Origin of the sequence: Kitasatospora sp. NPDC057518 (assembly GCF_042802075.1) — a bacterium.
Lineage (GTDB): Bacteria > Actinomycetota > Actinomycetes > Streptomycetales > Streptomycetaceae > Kitasatospora.
In genome coordinates this window covers 1-25379 of record NZ_JBHVEU010000073.1, presented here as the reverse complement: position 1 = coordinate 25379, position 25379 = coordinate 1, and the positions used below count along the sequence as shown (strand labels likewise).

Sequence of the window (25379 nt, the reverse complement as noted above, 5' to 3'; positions counted from 1 at the left end):
GAAGTCGGCCGGGCCGACTTCTCGCGCGGTCAGCCGATGAGGGTGGCGAGGGCGTTGCCCTGGGGGTAGAGGGCGGCGGCCGGGGGGAGGTGGGCGGGGGTGCCGGCGTGGAGGACGGTGAGGGTGCCGGTGCCGGTGCGGGTGGGGTCGGCGACGCGGCGGATGGCCTGGGCGGCGACGGCGTCGGCCGAGCCGTGCAGGGTGAGCCCCGGGGCGGCGGTCGGGGCGACGGCGGCGCGGATGCGGTCGTCGACGAGTTCGTAGTGGGTGCAGCCGAGCACGATGGCGTCGGTGCCGGCCGGCGTCCGGGCGGCGGCGTCGGCGATGGCGGCCGTGACGGCTTCGTCGTCGCCGTGCTCGACCGCGTCCGCGAGGCCCGGGCAGGCGACCTCGGTGATGTCCGCCGAACCGCCGAAGTCGCGGATCAGCCCGCGCTGGTACGCGCTGCCGGTGGTGGCCGGGGTGGCCCAGATGGCGACCCGGCCGCCCCGCACGGCGGCGGGCTTGATCGCCGGGACGGTGCCGACCACCGGCAGCCCGGGCTCCAGCTCGGCCCGCAGGGTGGCGAGCGCGTGGACGGAGGCGGTGTTGCAGGCGATCACCAGCGCGTCGGGTTCGAGCGCGGCGGCGGCCCGGCAGCAGCCGAGGGCCAGCTCGGTGACCTCTTCCGGCGTACGGGGCCCCCACGGCATCGAGGCCGGGTTGGAAGAGAGCACCAGATCCACGTCCGGGCGCTGCTTCCGAAGGGCGGCGGCGGCGGCCAGCAGGCCGATTCCGGAGTCCATCAGTGCGATCTTCACGGCTCAAGACTTTAGTCGATCCGCCCGTCGGGCCCGGTTCTGCGGCAGACTGCCGGGGTGACCGTCCTGCTGTGGATCGCCGCGTTCTCCCTGCTGGTCTGGCTCTGGCTGGCGTGCTGCCACGGCTCGTTCTGGCGCACCGACGTTCGGTTGCCGCCGCGTCGCCCGCCGGCCCGCTGGCCGCAGGTGGCGGTCGTGGTGCCGGCCCGGGACGAGGCCTCGGTGGTCCCGGTGAGCCTGCCGACGCTGCTGGCGCAGAAGTACCCGGGGCGGGCCCGGGTGATCCTGGTGGACGACCACAGTTCGGACGACACCGGCGCGCTGGCGGCGGAGCTGCGGACGATCGACGGGCTGGAGCTCACCGTCACCACCCCTCCCCCGCTGCCCCCGGGCTGGACCGGCAAGCTGTGGGCACTGCGGCACGGCGTGGAGCTGGCCGGTCCGGACGCCGAGTACCTGCTGCTGACGGACGCCGACATCGCGCACGGCCCGGATTCGCTGGCCGAGCTGGTGGCCGCCGCCGAGAGCAACGGCCTGGACCTGGTGTCCCAGATGGCCCGGCTGCGGGTGGAGACCGGCTGGGAGCGGCTGATCGTGCCGGCCTTCGTGTACTTCTTCGCCCAGCTGTACCCGTTCCGCCGGAGCAACCGTCCGGGTGCCCGGACCGCGGCCGCGGCCGGCGGCTGTTCGCTGGTGCGGCGGGAGGCACTGGAACGGGCGGGCGGGGTGGCGGCGATCCGCGGCGCGGTGATCGACGACGTGTCGCTGGCCCGGGCGGTGAAGTCGACCGGCGGCCGGACCTGGCTGGGTCTGGCCGACGACGTGGACAGCGTGCGTCCGTACCCGCGGCTGGAGCAGCTGTGGCGGATGGTGTCGCGCAGCGCGTACGCCCAGCTCAGGCATTCGCCGGCGCTGCTGCTCGGGACGGTGCTGGGGCTGGCGCTGGTGTACCTGGTGCCGCCGGTGGCGACGGTGGCCGGGCTGGTGGCGGGCGCGCCGGCGGTGGCCGCGGCGGGTGGGGCGGCGTGGGCGCTGATGGCGGGCACGTACCTGCCGATGGTCCGGTACTACGGGCAGCCGGCCGCGGCCGTGCTGCTGCTGCCGTTCACCGCGGGGCTGTACCTGCTGATGACGGTGGACTCGGCCGTACAGCACTGGCGCGGCCGGGGCTCGGCGTGGAAGGGACGGACGTACTCCCGGGCCTGAGAAACCCGCTGCACGCCGCACCGCCCCGATCCATACTGCTCGGATGGACCGTCAGCAGATCTCCCGCCTCGCCCATGCCCACCACCCGATCGCGGCCCCGCTGGCGGACGGCTCGGTGGCCCGGTTGCTGGACCGTGCCATGGCCGGGACGGAGCAGGGCCGGGCCCTGGACCTGGGCTGCGGCGAGGGCGCCTGGCTGCTCCGGGCGCTGGCCGCCGGCCCGGGCTGGCGGGCAGTGGGCGTGGACCTGGACGCGGCGGCGCTGACCCGGGCCCGGGAGTCCGCGGCCGCACTGGGCGTGGCCCGCCGGATCGGCCTGCACCACCTGGACGCACGGGAGTTCACCGCGGAGGAGCCCTTCGACCTGGTGCTGTGCGTCGGCGCCACCCACGCCTTCGGTGGCCTGCTGCCGACGCTCGCCGCGGCCCGCGAACTCCTGGCCCCGGGCGGCCGGTTGCTGGTCGGCGAGGGGTTCTGGCAGCGCGAGCCGTCCCGGGCGGCGCTGGACGGACTGGGCGCGGCACGGGAGGACTTCGCGGATCTCGCGACGACCACCGAGCGGGTCCTCGCGGAGGGCTGGACGCCGGTGTTCGGGCTTGTCAGCACCGAACAGGAGTGGGACGAGTACGAGTTCGCCTGGACGGGCTCGCTGGCCGAGTGGGCGCTGGACCACCCGGACCACCCGGACGCGGCTGCCGCCCGGGAGGCGGCGGACCGGCACCGCACCGGGTGGCTGCACGGCTACCGGGGGACGCTCGGCTTCGTCACCTACCTGCTGCGCCGCGACTGAAACACGCCGAAGGGCTCTGAACACGCCCGAACCGCCTGAGCCTCCTGCCCCCGAACACCCCGCACCGGTCGGCTACTTCCCGATCCGCGCGAGGAAGTCGTCGATCAGCGGGGCGATTTCGGGCAGCTTCTCCTCCAGCGCGAAGTGCCCGGTGTCGAACAGGTGCAGCTCGGCCCCGGGCAGGTCGCGCAGGTAGGCACGCGCACCGGCCTCGGTGAAGAACGGGTCTCCCACTCCCCAGAGCACCAGCGTGGGCGGCTGGTCGGCGCGCAGCCAGGCCTGCCAGGCGGGGTAGAGCTCGACGTTGGAGAAGTAGTCGAGGGCGAGTTCGACCTGGATGTCCTTGCGGCCGGGCAGGTCGAGGAAGTGCTGGTCGAGCGTCCAGCCGTCGGGGGCGACCAGGCTCGGATCGCCGGTGCCGCCCTCGTACTGGCCGCGGGTGACGTCCGGGGTGAGGATCGAGCGGGCGGCCCGCTCCGCGCCCGGCACGCCGCGCCTGTTCGCGATGAACTCCCTTGCCTGGTCGGAGAGTCCCTCCTCGTAGGCGTTGCCGTTCTGGACCACCAGGCCGGTGATCCACTCCGGGTGCCGGGTGGCCAGGCGCAGGCCGACGGGGGCGCCGAAGTCGAAGACGTACAGCGCGAAGCGGTCCAGGCCGAGGGCGAGGCAGAAGCCCTCGATCACGTCGGCGAGGGCGTCGAAGCGGTACGTGAAGGCGTCGGGCGCGGGGCTGTCGCTGTGGCCGAAGCCCGGGTAGTCGGGGGCTATCAGGCGGTAGCGGGTGCCGAGCGCGTCGAGCAGCCGGGCGTACTGGTGGGAGGAGGACGGGAAGCCGTGCAGCAGCAGGAGCACGGGGGCGTCGAGCGGTCCGGTTTCGCGGTAGAAGACGCGCAGGCCGTCGACGTCGACGTGGCGGTGGTGGACGTGAGGGATCATCAGCTCGCTCATGCTAACCATTAAACAGCATGTGAATGGTTAGGCAAGGTGCTGTTCGGACAAGACGCCTGCCGGGCAGGGCACATGAGCGAGCTGATCCGCTGTCACCGCGAGGGCCGGAGCACCGGCTCAGTGACCCCGCGCCTGCTCCTGCTGCACCAGGTGGTCGAGCACCTCGGGCATCGCCTCGACCCCACCGGCCTGGGTCGGCGAGGTGCGGTACTCACCCTGGACGACGACCGTCGGCAGCTCGTTGACGCCGTAGCGGGTGAAGTCGGCGGCGGCCTCCTCGACCGACCGCGTCACCTCGGCGGAGCGGTACGTCTCGCCGAACGCCTTGGCGTCGACGCCCTGCCGCGCGGCCCAGTCGGTGGCGGCGGCCTCGGTGGTGAGGTCGACCCGCTCGGTGTGCACGGCGCGGAAAACGCTGACCTGGAGGCGGTCGACCTGGCCGAGGCGCTCCAGCGTGTAGAAGATCCGGGCGTGGCTCCGTTGCGCGGCCTCGTCCGGACTGCCGGGCCAGACGGCCGGGATGCGGCGCAGCGCGACATCGGCGCGGTGCTTCTCCGCCCAGGCCTGCAGGGGCTGTTCGAGCGCCTGGGAGTGGCTGCAGTCGTACCAGAAGAACTCGACCGCCTCGGTCCGGACGCTCTCACGGACCGGCTGCGGATGGTCGAGCTTGACGAACTGGGCGCCCCCGAACGGGATTTGGTGGGTGATCGCGCCGGCCTGGACGGGGGACGCGGCAATCCCGACGGCGACGGCGAGCAGGACGGTGGACCGCAGCAGCGACTTCGATTTCACACCGGGCAGTGTGCTGGCGGCGGTTCGCTACCGGCCGGTTGCTGCGCACGGGCCGCGCCGGATTCGCCCGGACGGCGTAGCCGGGCCGGGCACGCGGACGGGCCGGCCACCCGACGGGGTCGGCCCGGCCACCCCGGTCGGCATGGCACCCCTGGCCCGCCTGGCCACCCCGGTCAGCGGGCGGCCTCCGGGCCCGCCGTCCATACCTCGGCGACCAGTTGCTGCCAGGCGTCCACGACGGCGCCCAGCTCGAAGTGCTCCAGCGCGTGCGCCCGGGCCGCCGCGCCGAGGCCCGCCCGGTTGACCGCGAGCACCTTGCCCAGCGCCTCGGCGAGGGCGAGCGGGTCCCCGGGGGCGACCAGCGCGCCGGTGGCACCGTCCCGGACCACCTCGCGCACCCAGCCGACGTCGGTGGCCACGGCGGGCACCCCGGCCAGCGCCGCCTCGATCAGCGCGCCGGGCACGCCCTCGCTGTCGCTGGTCAGCAGCAGCGCGTCGGCGGCGCGGTAGAGCGGGGCCGGGTCGGGCAGCGGGCCGAGGAAGTGGGCGCGGGCGGCGGCCGGGTGGCGGGCCAGCGACTCGCGCAGCGGTCCGTCTCCGGCGACGGCGAGCCGGACGTCGGGCAGCCGGTCGAGCACGTCGAGGGCCAGGTCGAGCCGCTTCTCCGGGGCTATCGCCCCGATCCAGGCGACCAGCAGCACGTCGGCCGGAAGGCCCAGCGCGTGCCGCGCGGCACGCCGGTCGTCCCGGCCGTCGGCAGGCGGGTAGCTCTCGGCGGCACGGGAGTTGGGGATCACGTGCACCTTCCCGTCGGGCAGCCGGAACTGTTCCTCCAGGACGACGCGCGCCTCGTCGGTGAGCGTGGTGACGGCGGCCGCGCGGTGCATCAGCGCGCCGCCGCGCACCCGGCGCAACCGGTTGGCGGTCCAGTAGCGCGGGTGGCCGACCGAGACGTAGACGAAGGGCGTACGGGTCCCGGCCAGGGCGAGGGCGCAGGCGGCCAGGGTGTCCGAGCCGTGGGCGAGCACCACGTCGGCGGCGCGGGAGGCGGAGCGCAGCGCCCGCAGGGTGCTCGGGTGCAGCCGGCCGGGGCCCAGCACGGCGGCGGAGCGTAGCCCGGCGGCGGCGGAGCAGTCGACGGCGGACCGGCCGGCGGCCTCGGGGTCCGGGCTCGCGGACCCGGAGCCCGGACCTGCGGAATCGGGGCTCCGGCCTGCGGAACCGGGGCCGGTGGAGTCCCGGCCCGCCCCGCCGGGGCCGGAGGGGACGGCCGGGTGCGGGGCGAGGGCGCACAGCGCGGAGGCCTGCCCCCGACGGCCCAGTTCCCGGTGGAGGTCACGGGCGAAGTTCTGCGCGCCGCCCCGGCGTGAGTCGCTGATCAGGTGCAGGACACGCGGACGGTTTCCGGCCGGATCGGCCGACAAATGGTCGGGCATGGACCGACCTTGGCACAGTGCTCCGCCCGGTACATCCCCTTCGCGCAACCTGATGGTGGCCCATCCGCCCGCGCTTGTACACCGGATGTGCGCCACGAGGCCGCCGTCGTGCGCCGTACGCGACCGCCGTGCGCCCCGTCTCGCCCCCTGCCGCGCTCCGGTCCACCCTGTCGCGCCGGGTCGGCGCCGCCCCGGACCGGCGCGTGCCGGTGTCACATGCGGCGCCACACGCGGCGCCACAGGGGCGAGTTGGAGCGGTCGACCAACCGACTGGCTCGGCTGTTCGACCGGGGAAAGGCCGGTACGCGGAGCGTCCCCGCCCCGCAGGGCCCACGGACGCGGGGCGCCGCGGCGGTTACCCGATTCGGGTGAACGCGGTTGGACCTCGGCCCGGCCCGCTCGGCAGGATGTCCGACCTGGGGCGGCACCCGCCGTGCCGCCCCATCTCCCCCTCCCCCGTACGGATTTGGAGTCACCCGGTGTTCAAGGGATTCCGCAGCTTCCTGCTGCGCGGAAACGTGGTGGACCTCGCGGTCGGCATCGTGATCGGCGCTGCCTTCACCGCCGTCGTCACCGGGTTCGTCAGCGCCTTCCTCACCCCGCTGGTCGGCGTCGCGTCCGGCGCCGTCGGCGACTTCACCCAGAAGACCTTCGACGTGGCCGGCACCCGGTTCCCGTACGGCCTCTTCGTCAACGCCGTCATCGGCTTCGTCCTGACCGCCGCCGTCATCTACTTCGCCGTGGTGCTGCCGGTCGGCAAGCTCCAGTCCCGCTTCGAATCGGCCAAGCCCGCGCCGGCCGCGAAGGTGGACTGCCCGGAGTGCCTGAGCAGCATCCCGGCCGCCGCGACCCGGTGCTCCTTCTGCACCTCCGAGATCGGCAAGCCGGCCCTGCCCGCACAGGCCCAGGCCCTGCAGTCGCACTGAGCGCCGACACCCGGACCAGCGACGGGCCGCCGCCTGATCAGCGGCCGGCCATCGGGCCGACGGCCCAGGTCGCGGGCCTGAACCGGGCCCCGGAGAGCTGACGGGAATTTTATTCCCGAAACATTCACGAGCCCCCGTCGCCTGCTCGGCGGGGGCTCGAATGCGCCCGCGCACGCCCTGTCCGGGAAAAGTTTCTCCGCAGGGCCCCCGACCGTCCACCGGCCGGTCACCACAAGGCCTTCCGGGGCCTCCGTCCGGCTGCCGTTCGACCACTGACGGGGTGCCAAGGTTGTCCGGAACCGGTCGCCGGAATGTCCGTCTTTCCTACTTTCGAAACCTTTGTGCGAGCGAAGACTGTGTAAACACTCGAACTGCTCCCCCTCCCGCTCTCCTCAGCAGGCGCGTTGTGGGCTTACCGTATGCCCCATGACCTCGCCCCGCTCCTACGACGGAGTCGGCTACCCCTCTCCGTCCTACTCCTCCGGCACGCCGATCTACGACAGCCTCGTGGCTGAGCGCGGCGTCCCCCAGATCGCGCCCATCAACGTGCCGGCCGCCCTGCCGCCGGCACTGTCGTCCGGTTACGGATCCGGCCTCGGCCCGTCCTACGAGAACCGGTACGCCAACGGGTACGAAAGCGCCGGCAGCAACCTCCCCGCGCTGCCGCCCGCCCGCCTCGCCCTGGGCCCCGGCCCGAGCAGCGGCCCCTCCGCCGGCCCCGCCACGGCGTACATCCCCGCGCAGCCCGCGCCGGCGTACGCCGCCCCCCAGCCTCCGGTCCCCGGCTACGGCGCCCCCCAGCCGTACCAGCGACCGCAGCCCGGCACCCCCGCCTTCAGCCAGACCGCCGGAGGCGGCTACCAGCCGACCGGCGGCCAGAGCTTCGGCGGCCAGAACACCTTCATCGGCGCCCAGGGCGGCCAGCAGACCTTCGGCGCGCAGCCGGCCGGCGGACCGGGCGGTTTCGGCCAGGGCCAGCCCGCCGCTCCGCAGGGCTTCGGCGGCCAGCAGTCGTTCGGCGGTCCGGCCGCCGGCGGCCCCGGCTTCCAGGGCCAGGGCGGCGACCAGTCCTTCGGCGGTGCCCAGCTGCGCCCGGCCATGGCGCCGGTCGCGCCGGTCCGCCCGACGCAGCCGCAGCGCCCGGGCCCGTACGGCGAGTCCGGCCAGTTCCAGGGCGGCTACCAGCAGCAGGGCCAGGGCTACTGAGCCGCTGACACCCCGAGGCCGTCCCCCACACGGCCCGCACCCGCACCACCTGAGCAGCACCCGGCGCCCCCCGTACGCCGGGCGAACGGAGAAACGGGTCATCCACGGACCGCCCGGAACGCCCCCCACGGCGTCCGGGCGGTCCGTGCGCATTAGAGGGCATTCCCGGCGAACCCCCGCAGGCTGGCAGGATGGAGGAATGCACCTCACCGGACTCCACGTCTACCCCGTCAAGTCGATGTACCGCCTGAGCCCGGACACCGCCGTGGTTCAACCCTGGGGTCTGGCCGGAGACCGTCGCTGGATGCTCGCCGACGCGAACGGACGCTTCGTCAGCCAGCGTGAGGACGCGGCCCTCGCACGGGTGCGGACCGGACTGCTGCCCGACGGCGTCCTCACCCTGACCACCCCCGACGGCTCCCGGATCGAGGTCCCCGCCCCCGCCGTCGCGGCCGGCGACCCGCTCGCCGACGTCGAGGTCTGGGGAACGCGCTTCCGTGCCGCGGAGGCCGACAAGGAGACGCACCGGTGGATCGCCGAACACCTCGGCGACTACCGCCTGGTGCACCTTGACGACCCGCGCGCCCGGCCGGTCGACCCCGAGTACAGCGCGCCCGGCGACAGCGTCTCGATGGCCGACGGCTATCCGCTGCTGCTCACCACCACCGCCTCGCTGGACCGCCTCAACGAGCTGATCGCCGCCGAGAACCCGGACGGCCACGAGACCCTGCCGATGGAGCGCTTCCGTCCGAGCGTGGTGATCGGCGGCACCGAACCGTGGGCCGAGGACACCTGGCGCCGGATCCGGATCGGCTCGGTCACCTTCAAGGTGGTCAAGCCGTGCGGCCGCTGCATGATCACCACCACCGACCAGGAGACCGGCGAGCGGCGCGGCAAGGAGCCGCTGCGCACCCTGGCCCGGCACCACCGGCTGCTGCGCAAGGCCGCGTTCGGGCAGAACCTGATCCCCGAGCGGCCGGCCGGCGTCGAGGGGGACGAGCTCGGCACGCTGCGGCTGGGCGACGAGCTCGAGGTGCTCGAGGACGGGGCGCACTGGCCCGCCGACGGGCGCTGAGCGCTCGGGCCGGTTCTCCGGGAGAGTGGGCCGCTCCCGCCGACCCTCCGCGCCGGCTGCCGACGGTCGAGTAGTGACCACCGACCATCGGATGCCGACCGCCGACCGCCCGTGCCGGAGGGCGGGGCGCATCGGCCTGTGGACCGGCGCCGGGCACGCGCCGCACTCCGAAACCGGCGCGCCCGGACGGAACCACCGCTGTGCGCGCTCGTTGAAACAAGTGGTCGGAACCTGTGGCGGCGCTGAGCGCTACCGGTGTCCGCGCGACCGCGGGCGGCCGGACCACCCACGTGGGCGCGCTACGGTGGGCGGACGGCCCGCGCACCCCCGCGCGTTCGGCCCGTTGATCGCCGGCTCGACGAAGGTGGGGACGACAGACCGTCATGGCTGAGCACAGGGTCCGGGTCACCCAGGACAGCGCATCCCGCTGGCGTCGCCGCGCGGGCGAGTACGACACGCTCGCGGAGGCCCTGGCCGCCGCCGAACCGGGCGACACGGTGACCGTCCGCCCGGGCACCTTCCGGGAGAACGTGCTGCTGGACAAGCCGGTGACGATCGTCCCGGCCCAGGGCCCGGGGACGGTCCGGATCGACCCGCCCTCCGGGGTGGCGCTCACCGTGACCGCCGCCGCCACCGTGCGCGACCTGGTGGTCGAGGGCGGCGACAGCACCACCCCGGCCGTGCTGGTCACCGGGCCGGAGGCGACCCCCTCCTTCAGCGGCTGCCGGGTGGAGACCCGCTCGGCCACCGGCATCGAGGTCACCGGCGGTGCCCGGCCGACCCTGCGCGGCTGCGTGGTCACCAACCCGGGCGGGCTCGGGCTGCGGCTGCGCGGCCCGGACACCGCCGCCGCCTTCGAGGACTGCGAGGTCGCCGCCGCCGGCCAGGCCGGACTGGCCGTCCTCGGCGGCGCCACCGCGGCCCTGGACCGCTGCCGCGTCCACCACGCCTCCGGCGCCGGCGTCCTGCTCTCCGACCCCGGCAGCGCCGCCGAGCTGACCGGCTGCGAGATCTACGAGATCCGCGGCAGCGGCGTGCAGGCCGAGGCGCAGGCGGGCGGGCGGCTGGTCGACTGCGAGATCCACCGGGTCACCGGCAACGGTCTCACCCTGGACGGCGAGGCCGAACTGGTGCTCACCGGCTGCCGGGTGCACGACCTGCCCGAGAACGGCGCCGACCTGCGCGGACGCGCCCGGCTGAGCCTCGCCAACAGCACCGTCCGGGACTTCGGGCGCGGGGCGCTGTCGGTCTGGGACCAGGGCACCGAGGCGGTCGCCGAGTCCTGCGAGATCCACGGCTCGACCGGCGAGTACCCGGCGCTCTGGGTCAGCGACGGCGCCCGGCTGACCCTCACCGACTGCTCGCTGCACGACCTGCCGGACGCCCTGTTCGTCCTCGACCGGGACTCCGCCGCCACCGCCGAGGGCTGCTCGTTCAGCCGGATCCGCAGCTCGGCGGTCTCCGTCAGCGGCGGGGCCACCGTCTCCCTGGCCTCCTGCCGGGTGCAGGAGGCGGGCACCGGGCTCTGGTTCCGCGACCACGGCAGCGGCGGACTGCTCACCGACTGCGAGATCTCCGACGTGGCCACCGGCGTGATCGTCACCAAGGGCGCCGACCCGGTGCTGCGCGCCTGCACCGTACGGGCCAGCACGGACGCCGGGGTGTACGTCTCGGCCCAGGGGCGGGGCACCTTCGAGGACTGCCGGGTCTCGCAGGGCAAGGGCTTCGGCTTCCACATCATCGACGGCTGCCGGACCCAGCTCACCCGTTGCCGGGCGGAGCACAACCAGCGGGCCGGGTTCGAGTTCTCCGAGCCGGGTCCGGTCACCGAGGGGTGCATCTCGGACGACGTCGGGGCGGCTCCGGTGCCGTCCGCTCCCGCCCCGCCCGGCGGCGGGGTGGGGCCGGGATCCGCGGGTGGGCGCGGTCCGGGGCTGGGGTCGTCGTACGGGTCCACCGACGTGCCCGCGCCGCGGACCGCCCAACTGACCACGGTGGCACCGCTGTTGGCGTCGGCCGCGGCCGGTTCGGCCGCGATCTCGCCGATCCCGGACTGCCGGCCGGCCGAGGAGGCGCTCGCCGAACTGGACTCGCTGGTCGGGCTGGCCACGGTGAAGCAGGAGGTGCGCACGCTGATCGACCTGATCTCGGTCGGCCGGCGCCGCCGCCAGGCCGGGCTCAAGGCTCCCTCGCTGCGCCGCCACCTGGTCTTCACCGGCGCACCCGGCACCGGCAAGACCACCGTCGCCCGGCTGTACGGCGAGATCCTCGCCTCGCTCGGGGTGCTCCAGCGCGGACACCTGGTCGAGGTGGCACGGGTGGACCTGGTCGGCGAACACATCGGCTCCACCGCGATCCGCACCGCGGCCGCCTTCGACCGGGCGCGCGGCGGAGTGCTCTTCATCGACGAGGCGTACGCGCTCGCACCCGAGGACGGGGCGCGGGACTTCGGGCGCGAGGCGATCGACACCCTGGTCAAGCTGATGGAGGACCACCGGGACGAGGTGGTCGTCATCGTGGCCGGCTACACCGCCGAGATGGAGCGCTTCCTCTCCGCCAACCCCGGTGTCTCCTCCCGTTTCTCACGCACCATCGGCTTCCCCGACTACACGGCGGACGAGCTGCTGGAGATCGCCCGGTCTCAGTGCGCCGAGCACGAGTACGCGCTCTCCGAGGAGACGGAGGAGGCGCTGCTGGAACACTTCGGCGGGATGGAGCGCGGCCCCAACTTCGGCAACGGGCGCACCGCGCGACAGGTCTTCGAGACCATGGTCGAGCGGCACGCGGTACGGATCGCCCACCTCGCGGACCCGTCCACGGAGGAGCTCCAGCTGCTCGTCCCGGCCGACCTGCCCACGGCGCCGCTGCCGTAGGGCCCGCTGCGGTAGGGCCGGCGGCCGGGGAACTCGTCGCCGGGGAACTCGTCGCCGGGGAACTCGTCGGCCGCGCCGGGCCGTTGAGCCGGGCATGGGTGTGCTGTTGACGGGCGCGGCGGGCGGGTTGCTGCTGCCGGCCGGACTGGTCGTGGTGTTCTTCCTCGGTGCGGTGGTGCGGCGGTTGCGCGCCCAGCCGGCGGTGGGACCCGACGGCGGGCACGGCGACGGGCGCGGCGCGGGTGCGACCGCGACGGAGGAGCTGCACGCGCTGCTCTACCCGAGCAAGCGGGTGCAGCTGGAGCAGCGACGGGTCGAGCTGGTGCTGCGGGACGACGAGCACGATGGCGCGCCGAAGCGGACGGGGATCGACCTTGCGGGCGGTCGGGCGGTGATCCGGCGGGTAGCGGGCACCGGCTGACGGCTGACAACGAACAGGCGACAGGTAACAGATAACAGACGACAGCTGACAGCTAACAGAGTTTGAAATCTGTCAGCTGCCACCCGTCCGCCGCCCGGCGCGTCAGCCCGTCCAGGCGCCGCCGGCCAGGAAGGACTCCAGGGCCGCCCGGTAGGGCGCGATATCGATCCGCTCGCCCGCCAGCCAGTCGTCCGAGTAGTACTTGTCCAGGTAGCGGTCCCCCGGGTCGCAGATCAGGCCGACCACGCTGCCCGTCCGCCCGTCCGCCCGCATCTCGGCGACGATCCGCAGCGCGCTCCACAGGCCCGTCCCGGTGGAGGCCCCCGCCTTCTTGCCGAGCACCTGCTCCAGCACCCGGACGGCGGCGATCGACGCGGCGTCCGGCACCTTCATCATCCGGTCGATCGCCCCGGGGACGAAGCTCGGCTCCATCCGCGGCCGTCCGATGCCCTCGATCCGCGAGCCGCTCTCGCAGACGGCCTCCGGATCGTGGCGCACCCAGCCGTCGAAGAAGCAGGAGTTCTCCGGGTCCGCGACGCAGATCCGGGTGTCGTACTGCATGTAGTGCACGAACCGGGCGATGGTCGCCGAGGTGCCGCCGGTCCCGGCGGTGGCCACGATCCAGGCCGGCTCGGGGTGCGGCTCCAGGCGCAGTTGGGCGAAGACCGACTCGGCGATGTTGTTGTTGCCGCGCCAGTCGGTGGCCCGCTCGGCGTAGGTGAACTGGTCCATGTAGTGCCCGCCGGTCTCCTCGGCGAGCCGGGCGGAGGCCTCGTACACCTCGTCCGAACGCTCGACCAGGTGACACTCGCCGCCGTGGAACTGGATCAGGTCGATCTTGGACTGGCTGGTGCTCTTGGCCATCACGGCGATGAACGGCACGCCGACGAGCTGGGCGAAGTACGCCTCGGAGACGGCGGTGGAGCCGCTGGAGGCCTCGATCACCGGCTTGCCGGGCCGGATCCAGCCGTTGCAGAGCCCGTAGAGGAAGAGCGAGCGGGCCAGGCGGTGCTTGAGCGAGCCGGTCGGGTGGGTGGACTCGTCCTTGAGGTAGAGGTCGATCCCCCACTCCGCGGGCAGCGGGAAGCGCAGCAGATGGGTGTCGGCGGAGCGGTTGGCGTCGGCCTGGACCTTGCGCACCGCCTCCTTGAGCCAGGCGCGGTACTCCGGGTCGGAGCGGTCGACGTCGGCGGTCGGCTCGATGCCGGACTGGGTGCTCATGGTCGCTGTCTCCCTCGTGGTGGCCCCCCGATGCTCACTACGAGTGTATGAGAGTCACGATAAGTGACCGTTTTCGAAGAGCCAGCTTCCGCTTATCGCCGTCAGGGCAGATCTGGTCACCGTCGGGGGCGGAACTCATCGACCAGGGCAGACCCGATCGCCGTCAGGGCAGCACCGGCACCGACTGCGGGTCCGCCAGGTACGGCCCCCAGCCCAGCTCGGCCGCGCCCGCGAGCGCGCCGTGCGCCAGCTCCGCGCCGACGATCGGCACCCGGCCGCTGCGCCCCCACAGGCTGCGCTCGGCGACCACCGACCGCAGCCGGTCGGGCGCGGCCTCCAGCAGGTGGAGGTGCAGCCCGCTGAGGACCACCCGGTCGGGGTTGAGGATGTTGGCGACGCCCGCCAGGCCGAGTCCGAGCCGGTCGATGACGTGCTCCACCGCCGCCCGCGCCCGGTCGTCCGTCGCGGCGGCCCGGCACAGCTCGCGCGCCTGGTCGAGCAGCGGGCGTCCCGGTTCCGGGGTGAGCCCGGCGGCGGTGAACAGCGCGTCGGGGTCGGTCTCGGAGTTCAGGCAGCCCCGGTTGCCGCACATGCAGGGCCGTCCCTGCGGGTCGACGGCGAGGTGGCCGACCTCCAGGGCGAGGCCGGCGCTGCCGGTGTGCAGGTGTCCGTCGATGACCAGCGCGCCACCGACGCCGCGGTGACCGGAGGTGACGAAGAGCAGGTGGCGGGCGCCGCGGCCGGCGCCGTGCCGGTACTCGGCGAGCGCGGCCAGGTTGGCGTCGTTGGCGATCGCGGTGGGCAGCGGGCGCAGCGCCTTCGGGCCGTGGTCGGCGCGTCCGACCTCGACGTCGTACAGGTCGGCGACCGGGGTGCCGCTCGGCCAGGCGAAGTGCAGCGCGGCGAGGGCGGTGCCGTCCGGCTCGGTGACCGGGTTGGGCAGCGCGAGCGCGGCGCCCAGGCAGCGGCGGTCGGTCGCGCGGGCGAGTTCGGCACCGGCCACGGCGACGGCGCGCAGCATCCGGACCGGGTCGGTGGCGGCGGGCAGCGGCAGGTGGACGGGCGGGTCGAGCAGTCCGCCGAGGCCAGCCAGGGTGACGCTCAGTCCGTCGGCGTGGATCTGCCCGGCGACCACGACCGGGCCGTTCGGGTCGATCGCGAGCCGGTGCGACGGGCGGCCGCGACCGCCGCCGGCCGGTCGGGAGTCGACGGTGATCAGGCCGAGCGCCTCGAGTTCGGCGGTGACCGCGCCGGCGGTGGCCCGGGTGACGTCCAGCGCGCGGGTGAGCGCCGAGCGGGTCGGCGTCTGGCCGGTGTGGATCAGGGAGAGCGCTGGGCCGAGCAGCGTCCGGCCCCGGTCGGGAGCCGCGCGGCGGTGGTTGTCGCGCTGCGCGTCGGAGTCGTTCCCGGTACCGGGCCTCGGGCTTGATGGTGAGAGCTGCACGCCCCTATTGTGACTTTGTGTCGCTTCGAAACAAAATCGGTTCACGCACCCGGCCCGATCGCCCCTCCTCCCAGTCTCGCAGCACACCCCCGGTGACGGACAGCCCCTGGGGTCCTGCACGCATCGCCCTCACCGCGTTCTTCGCCGTCGACGGCTTCCTCTTCGCCTCCTGGGTCGTCCGCATCCCGGACATCCGCAGTCAGGTCAGCGCCTCGCACAGCGCCCTCGGGCTCGCCCTGCTCTGCTTGTCCATCGGCGCCGTCCTCACCATGCCCGTGATCGGCCGGCTCTGCCTGCGGTACGGCTCCCGGCCGGTGACCGTCGGCTCGCTCGCCCTGCTCAGCCTCGCCGTGCTGCTGCCCGCGCACGCCCACTCGGTCACCGCGCTCGGCGGGGTGCTGCTGCTGTTCGGCGCGGGGTACGGCGGGGCCAACGTCGCGATGAACAGCGCCGCCGTCGACCTGGTCGCGCAGCTGCGGCGGCCCGTGATGCCCAGCTTCCACGCCGGGTACAGCTTCGGCGGACTGGTCGGCACCGGCGTCAGCGGACTGCTCGCCGGCCCACTGAGCACCGCATGGGCGCTCGCGCTCAGCGCGGCGCTGGGCATGGCCGTCACCGTCGGCGCGGGCGTCGTCCTGCTGCGCAGCCCGGCGGCGGCAGCGGTCGCACCGGGCCATACGGACCGTACGAGCGACACGGGCCGCACGGGCCGCACGGCGGAACCGTCCGGGACCGCGCGGCCGAACGCGGGCTCGACCCGCCCCCGTACCCGCCTGCTCGTCCTGCTGCTCGGCCTCACCGCGCTCTGCACCGCGTACGGCGAGGGCGCGATCGCCGACTGGGCCACGCTCCACCTCACCGACGACGTCCGGGCGAGTTCCGTGGTGGCCGCCACCGGCTACGGCGCGTACGCGTTCGCGATGGCCGGCGGGCGGGTCGGCGGCACCTGGCTGTCCATCAGGCTCGGCCAGACCCGGCTGATGCTGTTCGGCGGGCTGACGGCGGCGGTCGGCATGCTGGTCGCCGCCCTGGCGCCGGTGGTGCCGGTGGCGATCTGCGGGTTCGTGCTGGTCGGCCTCGGCCTGGCCAACCTCTTCCCGCTCGCCATCGCCCGGGCCGGTGCGGCGGGCGGGCCGCAGGGCGTCGCGTTCGCCTCCTCGCTCGGCTACGGGGGGATGCTGATCGGCCCGGTGGTGATCGGCTTCCTCGCCGACGCGGCCGGACTGCCGCTGGCCCTCACCACGGTCACCCTCGCGGCCACGGTGGCGGCGCTCCTGCCGCTGTCGGTCGGACGGCGGGTGACGGACGACCGGTGACGGTCGACAGGCAACGGATGACAGAGAACAGCGAACAGATAACAGCTGACAGACACTGAAATCTGTTATCTGTCACCTGTCATCCGCCGTGTGACAGGATGCGAGGCCATGACGACCAGCGAACGCTTCCAGGTACTGCGGGCGGCCGAGCGCCCGGCGACGGCGTGGCTCAACGGGGGCGGGGTGACCAGGGAGGTCGCCGGGTTCCCGGCCGGCGCCGGACTGGACGCCTTCGACTGGCGGGTCAGCCTCGCGGACGTCGCCTCGGCGGGGCCGTTCTCCCCGTTCCCCGGGATCGACCGGGTGATCACCCTGGTCGAGGGCGCCGGCATGGCGCTCACCGTCGACGGTACCGAGCAGCTGGTCGACGCGCCGTTCCGGCCGTTCGCCTTCTCCGGCGACGCCACCACCGACTGTCGGCTGCTGGCCGGCCCGGTGGTGGACTTCAACGTGATGACGCGCCGCGGGCGGGTCGAGGCCGCGGTCGACCTGGCCACCGCGGCCACCACGGTCGACGTCCCGGACGGGAGCACCGCCCTCCTGGTCTGCCTCGCCGGCACCGCCACCGTCCACGGCGCCTCCGTCGACGGCGGCACCATCGACGGCGTCGAACTCGCCCGCTACGACGCCGCGTTGCTCGACACCCCGGGCACGTACGAGCTGCGCCCGGACGGCACCACCGCCGTCATCGCCTTCCGCACCGCGCCCTGAGAGCCGGCCAAGGGCCGCACCACCGAACAGCGGCGCTCCCACCTCCCGGGACCGCCCCGGGGGCAGGAGCGCCGCCGCCGCTTCACCCGCAGAACACCGGCGTGGCGTGCCCCGGATCCAGCGCGTTGGTGACCAGGTGCAGCGCCGTCGGCGAGAACGCGATCCCGACGTGCTCCACCAGCGAGACCGGGCAGTGTTCCTGCACCACCTGGTTGTCGACGTCCGGGCCGCTCAGGAACTGGGTCCGCCACGGGGTGACGACTTCATCGAGGACCGTCGAGATCACCGTGTAGCGCACGCCCGGTACGGTGTCGGGCCGGGAGGCCATCACCGTGTTGAAGTCGGAGCCCACCGCCTGGTCCCGGCAGGCCTTGCAGACCGTGTAGACCAGGTCCGCGACGCCCGGGAAGTACGGCACCAGGTTGGTGATCCCGTCGAGCGTCGTGCCGTGGTTGGACGGCGCCAGCCCGACCAGCCTGCCGACCTTGGACCCGCCACCGAGGAACTTGAGGTAGTAGTTCGGCAGCATGCCGCCCTGCGAGTGCCCGACGATGTCGACCTTGGCCGCGCCGGTCGCGGTCCGCACCAGGTCCACGAACCGGCCGAGTTGGGCCGCCGACTCCGGCACCGGCCCGAGGCCGCCGATCGGCAGCAGCAGGCCGCTGCCGCTGGAGGTGACGCCGGGGATCATCCCGTAGTCGAGGGCGAAGACGCAGTACCCGAGGCTCTTCAGCAGCGGGGAGAGCGCCAGCCAGTTCTCGTAGCGGTTGGCGAAGGTGCCGTGCACCAGGACGACCGGGTCGGGGTGCGCGGCGGTCGGCCGGCAGGTCCAGTCGTTGGCGCCGGGCGGCGAGGCCACCGTGTCGCCGTCCGGCGGCAGTTCGGCGGACGCTGCGGACGAGCTGGACGAGGCGGACGCTGCGGCCGAGCCGGACGAGGTGGACGCTGCGGCCGAGGCGGCCGAGGCGCTCGCGACGGGCACGGCGGCGCTCGCCGGCGACACCGTCGCACCGGCCAGCACCGCCCCCGCCAGCAGCAGCGCACCCAGCGCGCCTGCGCCCCTGCGGCGCACCGGAGTTGCGGAGAAGCGGAGAAGTGGGGTTCTCAACTGTTGCCTCCACAGCGGAAGTTTGTTACCAACAGGTAACCCGAGGGCACCATCATGCGGTCGCCCCTCCGGCCCGGCCCTTGGGCGTCCCCCAGACCTGGACGGTGTTCTCTGTGACCGGTCACAACGCACCCCACCCCGCACCCCCGAACACCTCCGACCGGACGCCGGACTGGCGCGTCCCGGTGATCGGCGGGCTCCCGGCCGACCAGCGACTGCTCGGCGGCGTACGGGAGCTGGCCGAGACCGTGGTCGCCGCCCTGCTGGAGCGGGTGCCGGTCTACCGCCGGCTGCCCCGCGAACAGCTCACCGGCGAGCTGACCCGGGACACCGAGCGCCGCATCCGCGCCCTCGCCCACACCGTACGGACCGGACTCCCCGCCCCCGCCGAGGAGTTCACCGCCGTCCGGGAGGCCGCCGCCCGGCGGGCCGAGGAGGGCCTGCCGCTGGACGCCGTCCTGCTCGCCCACCACCTCGGACTGGAGGTCTGCTGGGAGTTCGCCACCCGGCACGCCCGGGACGACGACGCCGCCGACCTGCTCGCCCTCAACCGGCTGCTGCTCGACCAGCTCCGCCAGGCCGTCACCGCCGCCGGGGCGGGCTACCTGGACGGCCGCCGCCCGGCCACCGGCCGGCGGGACTCGGCCCGGCACTCCCTGCTCGGCGCGCTGCTCGCGGGCACCCCCGCCGACGCGGCCGCCGAGCGCGCCGGGCTCCGTCTGCCCACCGGGTACGCCGTGCTCTGCCTGTCCCTCGCCGACCACCCCGACGAGCACTCCCCCGGTGTCGATCCGGGCATCGCCGCCCTCCGCAAGCTCCGCCGGTTCGAGGCCGAACTCGACCACCGCACCCGGCAGTCGGCGCTCACCGCGCTCACCCCCACGGGCGGCCTGGTGCTCGTCCCGTTCGGACCGTCACCCGGTCCGGACGAGGACGGAGCCGGCGAGGCGCCGTGGCCGCTGCTCGCCGCCGCCCTCGCCGCGGCGGCCCGGGCGGCCGGCGTTCCCGTCCTGGCCGGGGCCGCGCCCGCCACCCCCGCCGAGGTGCCCGGCGCGGCCGCTCTCGCCTACGAAGTCCTCGACGTGGCAAGGGCGTTCGGCCGACCGCCGGGGCTGCACCGGCTGGACGACGTCCTGCTGGAGTACCAGCTCACCCGCCCCAGCCAGGCCCGCTCCCGGCTCGCCGCCCTGCTCGAACCGCTCGCCGACGCCGGGGAGTTGCTCATCACCCTGCACACCCACCTGGCCGGCGGCCTGAACCGCCGCCACACCGCGAGCGCCCTGCACCTGCACCCGAACACCGTCGACTACCGGCTGCGCCGGATCGCCGCACTGACCGGACTGGATCCGGCCCGCCCCGCCGACCTCCCGCGGATCGCCGCCGCCATCGCCGCCCGTACCGCCGAACAGGCCTCCCTCGCCGGGTAGTTCGGGACGACTGCCAGCACCGGGCCGGTGCCCGGCGACCGACTTCAGCCCTGCTCCCCCGGCAGCCGCAGGTCCCAGCCGACCAGGGCGCGCAGCTGCTCCGCGGTCACGCCGTCCGGCACCGGCTGCGGAGCGTCGTGGCGCAGCGGCGGCTGCCAGCCCTCCTCCTCGGTCCAGCGGCGCACCACCTTGGCCGGCGCCCCGGCGACCACGCTGTGGTCGGGAACGTCGCCGCGCACCACGGCGCCCGCCGCGACCACCACGTTGCGGCCGATCCGCGCCCCCGGCAGGATCACCGCGCCGGTGCCGATCCAGCTGCCCGTGCCGATCTCCACCGGTTCGTTGCGCGGCCACTGCTTGCCGATCGGCAGCTCGGTGTCCCGGTACTCGTGCGACTGGTCGCTGATGTACACGCCGGGGCCGGTCCACACGTCGTCGCCGATGACGATCGACTGGTGGCCGACGATGTGGCTGTCCCGGCCGATCACGCAGCCGCCGCCGATCCGCACGATCGGCTCCGGCCCGAGGTCGAGCCCGGGCAGGAAGCCCGCGCTGATGGTGACCCGCTCGCCGATGATCGAGAACGGCCCGATGGTGATCCACTGCTCGTTGAACACCGCCCCGAGCGGGAAGCTGAGCGTCGTGCCGTCCCCCAGCTCGCCGAACCGGTACGGGCCGGGGTTGCGGCTGGTGACCGCTCCGGTCCGCTGCACCCAGCGCCAGCCCCGGTGGACGAGGCGTCCGGCGGCGCGGCGGCCACCGGTCCGGACGGCTGAGACGAGCGAACGGGTTATCGGCATGCGCTCACGTTACCGGCCCGTAGCATCCGCCCGTCCGCCGGGAGGCAACCGGAGGAATGCCCGAAATCCGCGACCGGCGGACCGGCCGCGATGGAAGACTCCGTCCCATGGAGATCACCGAGCACATCGACGCGCTGCGCCGCGAGGGCACCAGGCTCGCCGAGGCCGCGGCCCGTACCGAGTTGTCCGCCCCCGTACCGACCTGTCCGGACTGGCAGCTGACGAAGCTGCTGCAGCACATCGGCTCCGTCCACCGCTGGGCCGCCGCGATCGTGTCCGGAGGCGCGCCGACGCCGCCGGACGAGGCGGACGCGCAGGCCGCCGTCGGGCCGCTGCCCTCGGACGCCGCGCTGCTCGACTGGTACCGCGAGGGCCACGCCGCCCTGGTGGACACCCTCACCGCGGCGCCCGCCGACCTCGAGTGCTGGACCTTCCTGTCCTCGCCCAGCCCGCTGGCGTTCTGGGCCCGGCGCCAGGCGCACGAGACCGCCGTCCACCGCCGCGACGCCGACGCGGCCGCCGGGGTGCCCGGTCCGATCGTGGACACCGCGCTCGCCCTCGACGGCATCGACGAACTGGTGAGCGGCTTCACGACCCTCGGCCGGTCCAAGCTGCGCAGCGACCGGCCGCGCACCCTCCTGGTCCGGGCCACCGACGGCCCCGGCTCCTGGCACCTGACGATCACCCGGGAAGCGCCGGTCGTCACCACCGGCGAGGGCCCCGAGCCGGCCGATCTGACCCTCGCCGGCCCGGCCCACGAGCTCTACCTGCTGCTGTGGAACCGGCTGTCCGCCCAGCAGGCCGGGGAGGTCAAGGCGATCGGCGACCAGAGCCTGCTCGCCCTCTGGAGCGAGACGGCGGCGGTCCTCTGACCGTGCCGGCCGCGACCCCTGCGCACGGGTCGTCACGCCCGGGGGCGGCGACGCCCCCGGGCGAACGGGCACCCGGGAAACCCGGCCCTCAGCGCACCCAGCGCGCGGGCCGCTTCTCCAGGAACGAGCGCATCCCCTCCTGCGCCTCCGCCGAGCCGAAGAGCCGCGCCGACAGCTCCACCAGCTCCTCCGCGTCCCGCTCGAAGGAGCGCACCACCTCGGCGTTGGCCAGCCGCTTCGACTCCGCCAGGCCCTGCGGGGAGCCCAGGCGCAGCGCGTCCAGCAGGCCCTTGAGCGCCACGTCGGTGGCCTCGGCGGAGTCGGTGGCGCTGGTGATCAGCCCGATCCGGGCGGCCTCGGCGGCGTCGAAGACCTCGCCGGTGAGGTAGTAGCGGGAGGCGGCGCGCGGGTCCAGCTTCGGGCGCAGCGGCAGCGAGATGACGGCGGGCGCGAGGCCGAGCCGCACCTCGGTGAAGGCGAAGGTCGAGGCCGGTCCGGCGACGGCGAGGTCCGCCGCGCCGACCAGGCCGAGGCCGCCGGCCCGGACGTGGCCGTGGATGACGGCGATCACCGGCTTGGCGCAGTCCACGATCGCCCGCTGGAGCTCGACCAGGCCGCGCGGGCCGACCGTCGGGTCCGCGCCGGTCGCCTCGGAGAGGTCCGCACCCGCGCAGAACACCTTGCCGGTGTGCCCGAGCACCACGGCGCGGACCTCCGGGTCGGCCGCGGCGGAGGCCAGTCCGGCGTGCAGCTCGGCCATCAGCCGGGTGGAGAGCGCGTTGCGGTTGTGCGGCGAGTCGAGGGTGAGCGTGGTGATGGCGTCGGCGGTGCTGACGTGGACGAGGGGCGCTGCGCTGGTCATCGGCGGGGCCTGCCTTCCGGCTGAGGGTGGGTCGGACTGCGGGCGTGGTCCGGGAGGTGCCCGGGACGACGCCCGGACGACTCTGGCACGCCCACCCGTCCCTCGGCCAGAGCGAGCCGGAGCCCCCGGGCCGTCGGGCTTGCCTGCCCGAGGGGGCATGGATCAGGATCCGTCCCATGACCACCTCTCACCTCACCCGCATCACGGAGCCGCCCGGAGTCGCGCCCGGCACCGGCTACACCCAGGTCGTCGCCGGAAGCGGCCGACTGGTCCAGGTGTCCGGGCAGGTCCCGTTCGACGAGAACCGGGACCTGGTCGGCCCGGGGGATCCGAAGGCGCAGGCGCGGCAGGTCTTCGAGAACCTCCGCCGCTGCCTGGCCGCCGCCGGGGCCGGGTTCGAGGACGTCGTGAAGTTCACCTACTTCATGACCGACATCGCCCACCTCGCCGTGGTCCGCGAGATCCGCGACGAGTACCTGGGCTCCGTTCCGCCGCCCGCTTCCTCCGCCGTGCAGGTCTCGGCGCTGTTCCGGCCCGACGTGCTGATGGAGATCGAGGCGATGGCGATCGTCCGCGAGTAGCGGGAGCGGCGGGAGCACCAGGGAATAGCGGAGCGACGGGGGCGGCGAGACGGCGGGAGCATCGGGGACAACTCCCAAGTGGTACAGACCTGTTGACGCATTGGTCCAGTCCTCCTACAGTTCCCATGCCTTGCCTCCCCACGACACAGGCATCGATCGCACACGGATCAACCGCACGGATCAACCAAGGTTCTACGTCACCCTGTTCAACCCCCACAGTCACAGGGAGAACCATGTCCGCTCGATCCCGGGCCGGGCGCCCGCGCGTGCGCAGCAGACTGCTGGCACTGCTCTCCGTCCTGCTCCTGCCCCTCGCCGCGCTCACCGCGCTGGCCGCCCCGGCGAACGCCGCCGGAAAGCTCACCGCCACCTTCACCACGGCCGACAACGGCTCCTGGTGGCAGGGCACCTACATCGTCCACAACGACAACGCGACCGCGGTGAGCGGCTGGACCCTGGAGTTCGACCTCCCGGCCGGCGTCACCATCGGCAACAGCTACAACGGCACCGCCACCGTGAACGGCCGGCACGTCACCGCCACCGCGGCGTTCTACAACTCCACCGTCAACGCCCACGGCACCACCGAGCCGTACAGCTTCTGGTTCGTCGGCAACGGCCCGGTCACCGCCCCGCTCAACTGCCGTGTCAACGGCGACAAGTGCGACGGCAGCGCGGACGTCCCGCCGTCCGCGCCGGGCACCCCGACGGTCACCGAGTCCACCGCGCACACGCTCGCCCTGAGCTGGCCGGCCGCCACCGGCGGGGACTTCCCGGTCGCCTCCTACGACGTGCTGAGCGGTAGCACGGTGCTCGCCTCCAGCCCGTCCACCGGCGTGCTGGTCACCGGCCTCACCCCGGCCACCTCGTACACCCTGACCGTCCGCGCCAAGGACAGCCGCGGCAACACCGGCCCGCTCAGCGCGGGTGTCACCGCGTCCACCTTCGACCCGTCCACCGACACCTCGCCGCCCACCGCACCGGCCAACCTCCGGGCCACCACGGTCGGTTCGACGGACGTGACGCTCGCCTGGAACGCCTCCACCGACAACGTCCGGGTCGCCGCGTACGACGTCTACCAGGGCGGCACCCTGGTGGCCACGGTCACCGGCAGCACGCTCGGCGCGACCGTCGGCAGCCTCTCCCCGTCCACCGCCTACACGTTCACCGTGAAGGCCCGGGACGCCGCCGACAACGCCTCGCCCGCCTCCGCCCCGCTCACCGTGACCACCTCGGACCTGGTCGGCGCCGGGAAGTACGCCCGGGTCGGCTACTTCGTCCAGTGGGGCATCTACGGCCGCCAGTACTTCGTCAAGAACCTGGACACCTCCGGCGCCGCCGCCAAGCTCGACGTCGTCAACTACGCCTTCGAGAACATCGATCCGGTCAACCTGACCTGCCAGGCCGGCGTCACCAAGGGCACCACCGCCAACCCGGAGGACCCGGACCAGGGCACCGGCGCCGGTGACGCCGACGCGGACTACGGCCGGGCGATGAGCGCCGACCAGTCGGTGGACGGCGTGGCCGACGACGGCTGGGGCAAACTCCGGGGCAACCTCAACCAGTTGAAGAAGCTGAAGGCCAAGTACCCGAACCTGAAGGTGGTCGTCTCGCTCGGCGGCTGGACCTACTCCAAGTACTTCTCCGACGCCGCCGCCACCGACGCGTCCCGCCAGAAGTTCGTCAAGTCCTGCGTCGACACCTGGATCAAGGGCAACCTGCCGGCCTACAACGGCGCCGGCGGCGACGGCGTGGCAGCGGGCATCTTCGACGGCATCGACCTCGACTGGGAGTGGCCCGGCTCCGCCGACGGCCACCCGGGCAACCACTGGAGCGCCAACGACAAGGGCAACCTGACCCTGCTGCTGGCCGAATTCCGCAAGCAGCTGGACGCGTTGGGCGGCTCGCACAAGCTGCTCACCGCCTTCACCCCGGCCGACCCGGCGAAGGTCGCGGCCGGCTGGGACCTCTCGAAGATCTTCGGCTCGCTGGACATCGCCAACGTCCAGGGCTACGACTTCCACGGCTCGGGCAGCGACAACTCCTGGGAGCCGAACCGCACCGGCCACGCCTCCAACCTCTACCAGGACCCGAACGACCCCTACGCCACACACTTCAGCGTGGACACGGCCGTCCAGACGTACCTGAACGCCGGGGTCAACCCGCGCAAGCTGACGATCGGCTTCCCGTTCTACGGGCGCGGCTGGCAGAGCGTCGCGGACGGCGGCGCGAACGGCGCCTGGCAGTCCGCGAACGGCGCCGCACCCGGCCAGTTCAGCGACGAGGCCGGCACCCGCGGGTACAACAACCTGATCACCAGCCTCTCCGGCCTCAAGGTCTACCACGACCCCAAGTCCGTTGCGACGTACGGCTACACGGGAGCCGGCGGGCAGTGGTGGACCTTCGACGACGCCTGGTCGATCTCACAGAAGACCGCCTACCTCAAGTCGAAGAACCTGCTCGGCGGCATGATCTGGGAGATGTCCGGCGACACCCCGTCCGGCACCCTGATGTCCGCACTGGACACCGGGCTCAAGTAGCGCTCCCCGCAAGGGAAGCGGGGCCGG

Annotated in this window: 22 protein-coding genes; 13 read left to right on the top strand and 9 right to left on the bottom strand. The window is 73.9% G+C overall.

What is annotated here, in order from left to right; genetic code table 11:
* Positions 1-29 precede the first annotated feature (29 nt).
* A complete protein-coding gene (locus ACFU7Z_RS10540) occupies positions 30-800 on the bottom strand; it encodes a glutamate racemase (RefSeq protein WP_375876694.1) in 771 nt (256 codons plus the stop codon).
* Between the two features lie 57 nt (positions 801-857).
* Here ACFU7Z_RS10540 and ACFU7Z_RS10535 point away from each other — a divergent pair, with 57 nt between their 5' ends.
* The gene (locus tag ACFU7Z_RS10535) at positions 858-2006 is read left to right on the top strand and encodes a glycosyltransferase (protein WP_380777229.1); all 1149 of its coding nucleotides are present in this window, start codon (positions 858-860) and stop codon (positions 2004-2006) included.
* A gap of 43 nt (positions 2007-2049) precedes the next feature.
* Positions 2050-2796 (top strand): SAM-dependent methyltransferase, encoded by a 747-nt coding sequence (locus ACFU7Z_RS10530; protein WP_380777228.1) that lies wholly within the window; start codon positions 2050-2052, stop codon positions 2794-2796.
* 72 nt (positions 2797-2868) lie between these two features.
* On the opposite strand, the gene ACFU7Z_RS10525 is transcribed toward ACFU7Z_RS10530, so the two are convergent.
* The 3 genes from ACFU7Z_RS10525 to ACFU7Z_RS10515 form a co-directional block, all read right to left on the bottom strand.
* A complete protein-coding gene (locus ACFU7Z_RS10525; protein WP_380777227.1) occupies positions 2869-3744 on the bottom strand; it encodes an alpha/beta fold hydrolase in 876 nt (291 codons plus the stop codon).
* A gap of 117 nt (positions 3745-3861) precedes the next feature.
* A complete protein-coding gene (locus ACFU7Z_RS10520) occupies positions 3862-4536 on the bottom strand; it encodes a thiol:disulfide interchange protein DsbA/DsbL (protein ID WP_181970864.1) in 675 nt (224 codons plus the stop codon).
* A gap of 173 nt (positions 4537-4709) precedes the next feature.
* On the bottom strand, positions 4710-5972 hold the full coding sequence (locus ACFU7Z_RS10515) for a glycosyltransferase family 4 protein (RefSeq protein ID WP_375876699.1): 1263 nt from the start codon (positions 5970-5972) through the stop codon (positions 4710-4712).
* Positions 5973-6451: 479 nt separating this feature from the next.
* Here ACFU7Z_RS10515 and mscL point away from each other — a divergent pair, with 479 nt between their 5' ends.
* From mscL to ACFU7Z_RS10490, 5 genes are all read left to right on the top strand, one after another.
* Positions 6452-6898: a large conductance mechanosensitive channel protein MscL gene (mscL, locus tag ACFU7Z_RS10510; RefSeq protein WP_049650971.1), complete on the top strand. Its 447-nt coding sequence runs from the start codon at positions 6452-6454 to the stop codon at positions 6896-6898.
* A 426-nt stretch (positions 6899-7324) separates the two neighbouring features.
* Positions 7325-8104, top strand: a complete 780-nt coding sequence (locus ACFU7Z_RS10505) for a DUF6643 family protein (RefSeq protein WP_074006368.1) — start codon at positions 7325-7327, stop codon at positions 8102-8104.
* Positions 8105-8303: 199 nt separating this feature from the next.
* A complete protein-coding gene (locus ACFU7Z_RS10500; RefSeq protein WP_375876701.1) occupies positions 8304-9179 on the top strand; it encodes an MOSC domain-containing protein in 876 nt (291 codons plus the stop codon).
* A gap of 383 nt (positions 9180-9562) precedes the next feature.
* Positions 9563-12052 (top strand): right-handed parallel beta-helix repeat-containing protein, encoded by a 2490-nt coding sequence (locus tag ACFU7Z_RS10495; protein WP_380777226.1) that lies wholly within the window; start codon positions 9563-9565, stop codon positions 12050-12052.
* 94 nt (positions 12053-12146) lie between these two features.
* Positions 12147-12473, top strand: coding sequence for a DUF6191 domain-containing protein (locus ACFU7Z_RS10490; RefSeq protein WP_380777225.1), 327 nt, complete (start codon positions 12147-12149; stop codon positions 12471-12473).
* Between the two features lie 102 nt (positions 12474-12575).
* Here the strand turns inward: ACFU7Z_RS10490 and ACFU7Z_RS10485 are convergent, their stop codons facing one another.
* Entirely contained in the window at positions 12576-13694 is a 1119-nt protein-coding gene (locus ACFU7Z_RS10485) for a PLP-dependent cysteine synthase family protein (protein WP_380777224.1), read from the bottom strand.
* A 163-nt stretch (positions 13695-13857) separates the two neighbouring features.
* Positions 13858-15138 (bottom strand): ROK family protein, encoded by a 1281-nt coding sequence (locus ACFU7Z_RS10480; protein ID WP_380777223.1) that lies wholly within the window; start codon positions 15136-15138, stop codon positions 13858-13860.
* On the opposite strand from ACFU7Z_RS10480, the gene ACFU7Z_RS10475 reads away from it, so the two are divergent.
* Together ACFU7Z_RS10475 and ACFU7Z_RS10470 are read left to right on the top strand one after the other, a co-directional pair.
* The gene (locus tag ACFU7Z_RS10475) at positions 15123-16454 is read left to right on the top strand and encodes an MFS transporter (RefSeq protein WP_380777222.1); all 1332 of its coding nucleotides are present in this window, start codon (positions 15123-15125) and stop codon (positions 16452-16454) included. The two genes, ACFU7Z_RS10480 and ACFU7Z_RS10475, sit on opposite strands and share 16 nt — an antisense overlap.
* Before the next feature lie 108 nt (positions 16455-16562).
* On the top strand, positions 16563-17165 hold the full coding sequence (locus ACFU7Z_RS10470; RefSeq protein WP_380777221.1) for a HutD family protein: 603 nt from the start codon (positions 16563-16565) through the stop codon (positions 17163-17165).
* 82 nt (positions 17166-17247) lie between these two features.
* On the opposite strand, the gene ACFU7Z_RS10465 is transcribed toward ACFU7Z_RS10470, so the two are convergent.
* Positions 17248-18168: an esterase/lipase family protein gene (locus ACFU7Z_RS10465; protein ID WP_380777230.1), complete on the bottom strand. Its 921-nt coding sequence runs from the start codon at positions 18166-18168 to the stop codon at positions 17248-17250.
* A 218-nt stretch (positions 18169-18386) separates the two neighbouring features.
* Between ACFU7Z_RS10465 and ACFU7Z_RS10460 the strand changes: the two genes are divergently transcribed.
* Positions 18387-19700: a PucR family transcriptional regulator gene (locus ACFU7Z_RS10460; protein WP_380777220.1), complete on the top strand. Its 1314-nt coding sequence runs from the start codon at positions 18387-18389 to the stop codon at positions 19698-19700.
* A 44-nt stretch (positions 19701-19744) separates the two neighbouring features.
* Here ACFU7Z_RS10460 and ACFU7Z_RS10455 read toward each other — a convergent pair whose 3' ends face one another.
* A complete protein-coding gene (locus tag ACFU7Z_RS10455; protein WP_049650964.1) occupies positions 19745-20500 on the bottom strand; it encodes a DapH/DapD/GlmU-related protein in 756 nt (251 codons plus the stop codon).
* 107 nt (positions 20501-20607) lie between these two features.
* On the opposite strand from ACFU7Z_RS10455, the gene ACFU7Z_RS10450 reads away from it, so the two are divergent.
* Positions 20608-21372 carry a maleylpyruvate isomerase family mycothiol-dependent enzyme gene (locus ACFU7Z_RS10450; protein WP_380777219.1) on the top strand — a complete coding sequence of 255 codons (765 nt, stop codon included), beginning with the start codon at positions 20608-20610 and terminating at the stop codon, positions 21370-21372.
* 88 nt (positions 21373-21460) lie between these two features.
* On the opposite strand, the gene ACFU7Z_RS10445 is transcribed toward ACFU7Z_RS10450, so the two are convergent.
* Positions 21461-22234, bottom strand: coding sequence for an enoyl-CoA hydratase family protein (locus tag ACFU7Z_RS10445; RefSeq protein WP_380777218.1), 774 nt, complete (start codon positions 22232-22234; stop codon positions 21461-21463).
* A 176-nt stretch (positions 22235-22410) separates the two neighbouring features.
* On the opposite strand from ACFU7Z_RS10445, the gene ACFU7Z_RS10440 reads away from it, so the two are divergent.
* The gene (locus ACFU7Z_RS10440; RefSeq protein WP_049650961.1) at positions 22411-22815 is read left to right on the top strand and encodes a RidA family protein; all 405 of its coding nucleotides are present in this window, start codon (positions 22411-22413) and stop codon (positions 22813-22815) included.
* Between the two features lie 233 nt (positions 22816-23048).
* Positions 23049-25352 carry a glycosyl hydrolase family 18 protein gene (locus tag ACFU7Z_RS10435; RefSeq protein WP_380777217.1) on the top strand — a complete coding sequence of 768 codons (2304 nt, stop codon included), beginning with the start codon at positions 23049-23051 and terminating at the stop codon, positions 25350-25352.
* The last annotated feature ends 27 nt before the right edge of the window (positions 25353-25379 follow it).

Bases quoted from the DNA above. Each gene is read 5' to 3' on its own strand.
- ACFU7Z_RS10445 (WP_380777218.1), bottom strand. From the start codon at position 22,234: ATGACCAGCGCAGCGCCCCTCGTCCACGTCAGCACCGCCGACGCCATC.
- ACFU7Z_RS10490 (WP_380777225.1), top strand. From the start codon at position 12,147: ATGGGTGTGCTGTTGACGGGCGCGGCGGGCGGGTTGCTGCTGCCGGCC.
- ACFU7Z_RS10475 (WP_380777222.1), top strand. From the start codon at position 15,123: ATGGTGAGAGCTGCACGCCCCTATTGTGACTTTGTGTCGCTTCGAAAC.
- ACFU7Z_RS10500 (WP_375876701.1), top strand. From the start codon at position 8,304: ATGCACCTCACCGGACTCCACGTCTACCCCGTCAAGTCGATGTACCGC.
- ACFU7Z_RS10485 (WP_380777224.1), bottom strand. From the start codon at position 13,694: ATGAGCACCCAGTCCGGCATCGAGCCGACCGCCGACGTCGACCGCTCC.
- ACFU7Z_RS10530 (WP_380777228.1), top strand. From the start codon at position 2,050: ATGGACCGTCAGCAGATCTCCCGCCTCGCCCATGCCCACCACCCGATC.
- ACFU7Z_RS10440 (WP_049650961.1), top strand. From the start codon at position 22,411: ATGACCACCTCTCACCTCACCCGCATCACGGAGCCGCCCGGAGTCGCG.
- ACFU7Z_RS10470 (WP_380777221.1), top strand. From the start codon at position 16,563: ATGACGACCAGCGAACGCTTCCAGGTACTGCGGGCGGCCGAGCGCCCG.
- ACFU7Z_RS10515 (WP_375876699.1), bottom strand. From the start codon at position 5,972: ATGCCCGACCATTTGTCGGCCGATCCGGCCGGAAACCGTCCGCGTGTC.
- ACFU7Z_RS10455 (WP_049650964.1), bottom strand. From the start codon at position 20,500: ATGCCGATAACCCGTTCGCTCGTCTCAGCCGTCCGGACCGGTGGCCGC.
- ACFU7Z_RS10505 (WP_074006368.1), top strand. From the start codon at position 7,325: ATGACCTCGCCCCGCTCCTACGACGGAGTCGGCTACCCCTCTCCGTCC.
- ACFU7Z_RS10495 (WP_380777226.1), top strand. From the start codon at position 9,563: ATGGCTGAGCACAGGGTCCGGGTCACCCAGGACAGCGCATCCCGCTGG.
- ACFU7Z_RS10525 (WP_380777227.1), bottom strand. From the start codon at position 3,744: ATGAGCGAGCTGATGATCCCTCACGTCCACCACCGCCACGTCGACGTC.
- ACFU7Z_RS10435 (WP_380777217.1), top strand. From the start codon at position 23,049: ATGTCCGCTCGATCCCGGGCCGGGCGCCCGCGCGTGCGCAGCAGACTG.
- ACFU7Z_RS10450 (WP_380777219.1), top strand. From the start codon at position 20,608: ATGGAGATCACCGAGCACATCGACGCGCTGCGCCGCGAGGGCACCAGG.